Origin of the sequence: Schaalia sp. (assembly GCF_050312375.1) — a bacterium.
GTDB classification, from domain to species: Bacteria; Actinomycetota; Actinomycetes; order Actinomycetales; family Actinomycetaceae; genus Pauljensenia; species Pauljensenia hyovaginalis.
On sequence record NZ_JBNOYB010000078.1, the window covers coordinates 22,779 to 30,125 of the forward strand.

Below are 7,347 nucleotides of genomic sequence, written 5' to 3' on the forward strand. Positions count from 1 at the left end.
GCCCCTGTTGCGCGCGGCCCGCCGATGGGGCCGCGCGCAACAGGGGTGCTGATGCTGTTCGATCAGCCCTTGAGCTCTTCGAGGAGCCTGTTCATCTCGTCTTGAGCGGTCTTCAGAGCGGTAGCCGGATCGACTTCACCGCGGATCGCCATGTTGACGTTCTTGACCAGGGCGTCCTGGACTCCGCCGGTCGTGTAGAAGACGTCGGTGTAGGCCTCGGCCTCCTTGGCGGCCGCCGCGGCCTGCTCGTATGCGGCCTTGAAAACCGGGTCGTCGGCGATCTGCGGCGGGTTGGCGGCGAGCTTGTCGAGCGCTTCGGTCGCCGCCGGGAAGATGATCGCGCCGCCGTCGTGAGTCCAGGCGTATTCGTTTTCGGCGTTGGTGATCCACTCGGCGAATTTGAGGGCGAGAGGGGCGTTCCCCGTCGTGACCGAGACCCCGATGTACTGCCCTTCGAAGACGGGTTTGATGCCCTCGTCGGTCGGGAAGGGGCCCACGCCCGTGTTCTCGTAGACGGTCGCGTTGTTGGCCTTCACGGACTTGAGGAAGGAGGCGTTCGGCGTGCCGAAGGCGAGGTTCCCGTCCGCGTAGGCCTTGCCCGGATCGGGTTCGCCCGTGAGGGAGTCCTTCGGGATCGCCCCCTGCTCGTAGAGCTCGGCGAACCTCGTGACGTACTCGATCGCCGCCGGGTTGTCCGCGAAGTCGAAGGCGCTGCGCTCGGAGTTGAGCAGGTTGACCCCCATCCCGTGGAGCTGGGCGACCATGTACCACTCCGGGGAGCCGTAGATGCCGTAGTCCCCGTTGCCGGCGGCGGTGACCTTGGCGGCGTAGTCGAACATCTCCGTCATCGTCTTCGGCGGGGTGTTGACGTCGAGGCCGGACTTGTCGAAGACCTCCTTGTTGTAGGTCGTGATGTAGGGGCCGTAGTACCAGGGGAGCGCCGTGTGGTGGTCATTGGCGCCCAGGGCGGTCGATTCCCAGATGGAGGCTACGAACTTGTCGCCGATTCCGGGCGCCTTGACGTCGTAGTCCATCAGGAGGTTGGCCTTCGAAAGGGCGAGGATGGTCGAAGAGGGGACGTTGACGACGTCCGCCATCTTGCAGTTGACGGCCTGGGCGGTGATGGTCTGATCGAATTCGGCGCCGCCGCCCTGGTCCGTCCAGTTGATCTTCGTCCCGGGGTTCTCCTTCTCGAATTCGGCGATCTTCGCTTCGAAGAAGTCGGCGAAGTCGGCCTGCAGGCCCTGAGTCTGGAAGGTGATCTCCCCTTCGGCCTTCGAGGTGTCGATCGCGTCTGCGCTGATGTTGGCCTCCGGGACGTCGCAATTGACGTCCGGGGCCGGGATCGCGCTCGTCCCCGAGCCTGCCGAGTCCGCGTTCGTCGTCCCCGTACCGGAGCCGCATCCGGCGAGGCCGACGGATGCGAGGAGAGCGAGGGCGGCCGCGCTTCCCATGAGCCGCTTGTTCACCATGAAAACCTCCATTGGTTTGTGGATTCCTCAGTTGACGCCAGTGTCTGAACTGAATGACTATCTCGTGTTAGTCCTTCGGTCCAAGGATACATTCCGCCGCATCGGAAGAAGCCCTCCGATCGAATCGTTATCAACGCGTAACATTCACGCCCTCCGTCCGCACCCACGAGGGGACGAGCAGGCATTCGATCGCGCACGGCCGCATCCGAGCGGCGTATCGAGGCCGCACATCAGGACCGCAAGAACGCGATCCGATCCCCTCATGCAGGGCGTCGAGCCACAGGTAGGTCCGCTCGCTCTTCGGCAGGTCCTCCCAGTGCCCGGCGGCGTCCAACTCGAGCTCGTTCCATTCGCAGGCGCTCCAGCCGATCTCCCCCACCGCGACGAGGTCCAGACGCCGCCGAGGCGCCGACCCCTGCGCGGACGACTCGAGCCTCAGCACCTCCAAGGAGGGACGGTGCCCGCCCTCCTGAGGCCGCACGCCCCGCTCCCACAGCTCCGCGACCTCGGCCCTCGTGTACGAATGCGGATGCCCGCCGGGCATATCGGGGTAGGCGATGTCGCGTTCGCCCAACCACTGCGCCCCCCATCCGACGCCGGGGAGTTCGAACCTCACACCGAGGCGGGGGATGCGCTCGGGCCACCGGCCCTCCGGGCGGAGCGAGACCCGCACGCGAACCCCGCGCCGCACTCCGGCCCCCTCGTCGAGGACGAGCGGCGAATAGACGGCCTCGCTCTCCAGGCCGAAGAGCACCGAGGGCGGCGCCCACCTCTCACGGACGCGGACCGCTCCCCCGCCCATGTCCTCGATCGCGAGCAGTCGACGGCTGAGCAGATGCAGGCCCGCGGCCTTCCAGCGCTGCGCGTGCGAGACCCCGCGCTCATTGAGGCCCGCACCCAGCTCCCCCTCCCGGCCCTCGCGGAGCCCCCAGTAATCGACGGGGCCGCGCCCTCGATCATTGTCCGTGGGCGCCCGGAAGGCGCTGAGGACGACAGGGCCGAACCCCATGTCCCCGACGCGGACGAGACCGCCCGCCTCATCGAGGACGAAGAAGCGTTCCCTTCCGCTCTCGACCCGCACGTCCTCGATCCGCTCCGCCGTCGCGCGAAGACGGGCCGCCCCCTCGCCCTGCCCTGCGGGCCCGGCGGAGAGGGCCGGCGCCTCCGGCGCCATCGCCCGCGCCCAGGCGTAAGTCCCCGCATAAATGCGCGAGTCCGCGCTCACCAGGCCGTCGCAGACGAAGGATCCGTCGTGCACGGCCTCGCCGAAGTCGCCCCCGTAGGCGAGCCTCCTGCCCGAATCGGTGTCCTGCCACAGGGCGTGATCGCGCCACTCCCACACGAAGCCGCCCGCATGACGGGGATGGCCCATGAGCGCCGCGTAGTCCCGCGCGCCCCCCGGTCCGGTCCCCATCGCATGGAGGTACTCGCACATGAGATAGGGGGCCCTCCTGATGCGCGCCCGTGCCTCGGCGGACACCCGACTCGCGGGATGCCCCTCGACGGCGACGGGGGCGCCCGGATCCGCGGCCTCGAGGACCGCGCGCACCTCTTCGAGCGTGGGGTACATCCGCGAGTAGATGTCCGTGTACTCCAAGGCGTGATCGCCCTCGTAGTGGAGCAGGGCCCTCGCACCCGCCCGGGCCCTCAGGCGCCGTGCGGCCTCGGCCATGTTCGCCCCGGTGCCCGATTCATTGCCGAGCGACCAGCAGAAGATCGAAGGATGGTTCTTGTCGCGCTCGAAGGCCCTCATCGTCCGGTCCAGGAACGCCCCGCGCCACCGGGGGTCCGCCGTCGGATTGGACTCCCACTCCCCCTCCCCCTCGAAGCCGTGGGTCTCGATATCGCCTTCGAGCATCACCCACAGGCCGATCTCGTCGGCGAGATCGAGAAGGCGGGGATGAGGCGGGTAGTGGCTGGTGCGAATGGCGTTGACCCCCAAGGACTTCATGAGCGCGAAGTCCCGCCTCGCCCACGCCTCGTCGAAGACCCTCCCCTCATCGGCGCGTATCTCATGCCGGTTGACGCCGTTGAGCTTGAGGGGCTCCCCGTTCGCCCGCAGCTGCCCCTCGACGATCTCCACCCGCGTGAATCCGATCGCGAGCGAACGGACCGCGCCCGGATTCCCGATCGGCGCCACCCCGATCCCGTACAGTCTCGGCGCGTCCGGGGACCACGGCTCCACGCCTCCGACATCAAGAGGGGCCGAGGCGTAGCGCCCGTCCCCTCCCCGCACGAGATCGAGCACGCGCGCCCCGCCCTCGTCGATCCGCAACTCGAAGCCCACGGAGGCGGGAGGGGCACCGGGGCCCTCGCACAGCCTCGCCTCGACCTCGAGGCTCCCCCTTCCCCCGACCGGGTCGTAATCGCCCCTGATCCACAGGTCCTCGATGTCCCCGAAGCGCAGGTAGCGCAGCTCCACGTCCCGGAAGAGCCCCGGAAGCCACCATTGATCCTGATCCTCGAGGTAGGAGCCGGAGGAGTACTGCGAGACCCGGACGATCAATTCATTGCCGCCCGCGCGCAGGGAGTCGGTGATGTCGAACTCGTGCGCGAGGCGCGATCCCGTCGCCATCCCGATCCACTGGGCGTTCACCCAGACGCGGAGCATCGATTCCGCACCCTCGAAGCGCAGACGCACGCGACCGCCCTCGAGATCCCAGGAGGCGGGGAGTTCGAATCGCCGATGGTAGTCGCCGGTCGGATTGTCCTGGGGCGGGAAGGGCGGGCAGACGGGGAAGGGGAAGACCACATTGGTGTAGCAGGGCGCGCCCCAGCGCCCTCCCCCTCGCAGGACCCAGTGCGAGGGGACGTCGATCGTCTCCGGCATCGGCGAGGGCGGGCAGGGGGCGGGCTCACCCGGATCGAGGCCGTAGGAGGGATCGGACTCGCTCCAGCGGAACCCCCATGTCCCGTTGAGGCGGAGCACTCCCCGATCGTCCTTCAGGTGCGCGCGGGGATCGCATACGCGTCCCGCGACGGGAGCATAGGATTCCGATTGGAATGCGACTTTCACTGCGCAAGTCTCCACAAGAGATGAAATGATCACTGAGGTCCGCGATGACCGCAGACCAAGACTAACACGTTATAGTCACTGGATTCCCAAACCCGTCGACGTAGAAGGGGGACATCATGGAACGCGCAACCCGCGCGGACGTCGCCAAAGCCGCAGGAGTCGCCCCCTCGACCGTCTCCCTCGTCCTCAACGGGCGCGGAAAAGAACTCAAGATCGCCGAAGCGACCATCTCCCGGGTCAAAGCGGCGGCCCTCCGGCTCAACTACATCCCGAATGCGGCGGCGCGCTCCCTGCGCTCCGGGAACAGCCACCTCATCGCCCTGCTCATGGCCGCCCTTCCCGACGACCCCTTCGTCCCCGTCGTCCACACGGTCCTCACCACCGCGATGATCGAGATCCAACGGCGCGGCTACCTCCTCATCCCCCTTTTCCAGAGCAGCGAGGAGGCCACCGACGCGGAGGTGATCCGCGCCCTCATCTCCGACACCCCGCTCGCAGGGGTCATCCGCGAAACCACCTCCGCCGAGCAGTTCGCCAACGCCCTCCTCGCCGACATGGGCATCCCCGTCGTCGGGATGTCCATGATCGAAACCGAAGACGTCGCAGACACCAGGGCCCTGATCCGCATCGACGAATCAGCGGGAGTCGACGCCATCCTCGACCGATTCGATCCGCCGAGCGCGCACCGCTCGCACGCGATCTTCCTCGCCGGCCCCAATACCAACCACTCCCGACAGAACCCCCTCTTCACCCGATACGGCGAAAGGGCCGAAATGATCTCCCTGCCCGACTGGGAGGCCGCCACCGCCCACCGGGCCTGCCTGGACCTGCTCAGCCGCGATCCGCTGATCGAACTCATCTTCTGCTCCGACGATTCTCAAACACCCGGGGTCTTCACCGCCGCGGAGGAGCTCCGGATCCCGGTCCCGGAGAGGCTGTCGATCCTCGGATTCGGCAACAACGAACGACGGAGCGCGGGCGACTCGCGCCTCACCACCGTCGACTGGCCCCTGCGGGAGATGACCGAAGCGGCGGTCGACGCGCTCATCACCATCATCGAAGCCCCCCGAACAGCGCGCAGGGTGACCACCATCCCCACCTCACCGGTATGGGGCGCATCCGTCCGCCTCACGCACTGAGCAGGGCACGGCGATCGCGCCTCCCGGTCCGAAGAGGGGAATGCGAGCGGGCCCGCGCCCCGTCGGGAGCCCCTCGACGCCGACCTGAGCCGAAGGCCGAAATGAAAGGGGCCCGGGCTCACGAAAGTGAACCCGGGCCCTTGACGCTTCAAGGGAATGCCACCTAGAGCGACAGATTCTCCTTGACCACATCCGCGAGGGTCTGGGCGACCGAGTCCGCCCGCTCCTGAGTCGCCGCCTCGACCATGACGCGCACGAGCGGCTCTGTGCCCGAGGGCCGCAGGAGGACGCGACCGGTCTCGCCGAGCTCCTCTTCGGCCCGGAGGACGGCCGCCTGCACCGCCGCGTTCGTACCGGCCGAGGCCTTGTCGACCCCCTTGACGTTGATGAGGGTCTGCGGGAGGCGCGAGACGATGGAGGCGAGCTCGGCGAGGGACTTTCCGGTGCGCTTCATCCGCGCGGCGACGCGCAAAGAAGTGAGCACGCCGTCGCCGGTCGTCGCGTGGATCGTGTCGATGACGTGACCCGACTGCTCGCCGCCGAGGGTGTAGCCGCCCTGAAGCATCTTCTCCAGCACGTAGCGGTCGCCGACGCCGGTCTGGACGGTGCGGATGCCGTGCTCCTTCATCGCGAGGATGAGGCCGAGATTCGACATGACGGTGACGACGAGCGTATCCGAACCGAGGGTGCCGTCCTCCTTCATGCCGACGGCGAGGAGGCCCATGATCTGGTCGCCGTCGACGAGGTTGCCCCCGGCGTCGACCGCGAGGCAGCGGTCCGCATCCCCGTCGTAGGCGACGCCCATGTCCGCATGGGTCGAGACGACGTAGTTCTGGAGCTGCTCGGGGTGGGTCGAGCCGCAGTGCGCATTGATGTTGAGGCCGTCCGGGGAGGCGTTGATGACGATGACCTCGGCACCGGCGGCGCGCAGCGCGGCCGGGCCGACGAAGGAGGCGGCGCCGTTCGCCGCATCGACGACGATGCGCAGACCGGACAGGTCGGTCGCAACGGAATCGACGAGGTGGTTGACGTAGTTCTGGTCGGCGACGGTCTCCCCCTTGATGACGCGGCCGACTCCGAGGCCGGTCGGCAGGTCCTCGACCTTGCCGAGGAGGGCCTCGATCTCGTCCTCGAGCGCATCGTCGAGCTTGTAGCCGCCGCGTGCGAAGAACTTGATGCCGTTGTCCTGGAAGGGGTTGTGCGAAGCGGAGATGACGACGCCGAGGTCGATGTTCTGCGTCGCCGTGAGGTGGGCGATCGCCGGCGTCGGGAGGATCCCGACGCGGGTCACGTCCACGCCCGAGGAGGCGAGGCCGGCGCTGATCGCGTGGTCGAGGAATTCGCCGCTCGCCCGCGTGTCGCGGCCGACGATCGCCCGCGGCCGCCCGGTGCGCGAGCGGATGCCCGAGGGGTTGTCGCGCGTGAGGACCCGCGCGGCCGCCTGACCGAGCTGAACGGCCAGTGCAGGGGTGAGCAGATCATTCGCAAGCCCGCGCACTCCATCGGTGCCGAACATTCTCGCCATGAAGGTTCCTTCCCGTCGTCGAGCCCGGACGCGATCCGCGGCCGAGCGCTGAGGACAGCCTACTCGGCCCGGCCCGAAAGCGGTCGAAGGGCCCGCGGCTCGCCTCCCGGCGCATTCGGCACCGGCGAGGGGCCACGAGTCGGACGCTCGCGGGCGCCTGGCCGGCCATGACGGGCCCCATCGACGGGGCACTCC

The 7,347-nt window shown here is 68.3% G+C and carries 4 protein-coding genes; 1 reads left to right on the forward strand and 3 read right to left on the reverse strand.

Going from position 1 to position 7,347, the window contains the following annotated elements:
• Window positions 1–62: 62 nt before the first annotated feature.
• Together ACQY7V_RS06220 and ACQY7V_RS06225 are read right to left on the reverse strand one after the other, a co-directional pair.
• Window positions 63–1,472 (reverse strand): extracellular solute-binding protein, encoded by a 1,410-nt coding sequence (locus ACQY7V_RS06220; protein WP_154476270.1) that lies wholly within the window; start codon window positions 1,470–1,472, stop codon window positions 63–65.
• 130 nt (window positions 1,473–1,602) lie between these two features.
• Entirely contained in the window at window positions 1,603–4,488 is a 2,886-nt protein-coding gene (locus ACQY7V_RS06225; RefSeq protein ID WP_320836245.1) for a glycoside hydrolase family 2 TIM barrel-domain containing protein, read from the reverse strand.
• A 116-nt stretch (window positions 4,489–4,604) separates the two neighbouring features.
• On the opposite strand from ACQY7V_RS06225, the gene ACQY7V_RS06230 reads away from it, so the two are divergent.
• A complete protein-coding gene (locus ACQY7V_RS06230) occupies window positions 4,605–5,627 on the forward strand; it encodes a LacI family DNA-binding transcriptional regulator (RefSeq protein ID WP_154476266.1) in 1,023 nt (340 codons plus the stop codon).
• 163 nt (window positions 5,628–5,790) lie between these two features.
• Here ACQY7V_RS06230 and glmM read toward each other — a convergent pair whose 3' ends face one another.
• Window positions 5,791–7,152, reverse strand: a complete 1,362-nt coding sequence (glmM, locus tag ACQY7V_RS06235; protein WP_320836244.1) for a phosphoglucosamine mutase — start codon at window positions 7,150–7,152, stop codon at window positions 5,791–5,793.
• Window positions 7,153–7,347 lie beyond the last annotated feature (195 nt).